Here is a 620-nt window from a genome sequence, read left to right as displayed (position 1 = left end):
CCTATCAACGTTGTGGTCTCCAACGGCCCTTTAGGACCCTCAAGGGGTCAGGGATGACTCATCTCAGGGCTCGCTTCCCGCTTAGATGCTTTCAGCGGTTATCGATTCCGAACTTAGCTACCGGGCAGTGCCACTGGCGTGACAACCCGAACACCAGAGGTTCGTTCACTCCGGTCCTCTCGTACTAGGAGCAACTCCCTTCAATCATCCAACGCCCACGGCAGATAGGGACCGAACTGTCTCACGACGTTCTGAACCCAGCTCGCGTACCACTTTAAATGGCGAACAGCCATACCCTTGGGACCGACTTCAGCCCCAGGATGTGATGAGCCGACATCGAGGTGCCAAACACCGCCGTCGATATGAACTCTTGGGCGGTATCAGCCTGTTATCCCCGGAGTACCTTTTATCCGTTGAGCGATGGCCCTTCCATTCAGAACCACCGGATCACTATGACCTACTTTCGTACCTGCTCGACCTGTCCGTCTCGCAGTTAAGCTGGCTTATGCCATTGCACTAACCTCCTGATGTCCGACCAGGATTAGCCAACCTTCGTGCTCCTCCGTTACTCTTTGGGAGGAGACCGCCCCAGTCAAACTACCCACCAGGCACTGTCCGCG

Annotated in this window: 1 rRNA gene; it reads right to left on the bottom strand. The window is 55.8% G+C overall.

Going from position 1 to position 620, the window contains the following annotated elements:
- Positions 1 to 620 (bottom strand): 23S ribosomal RNA (locus G5380_RS20495); the annotation flags it as partial.

It is taken from the genome of Aeromonas sp. 604443 (assembly GCF_049170315.1).
GTDB classification, from domain to species: Bacteria; Pseudomonadota; Gammaproteobacteria; order Enterobacterales; family Aeromonadaceae; genus Aeromonas; species Aeromonas veronii_A.
The sequence above is the reverse complement of the archived record's forward strand: the minus strand, read 5'-3'. Positions and strand labels throughout refer to the sequence as shown.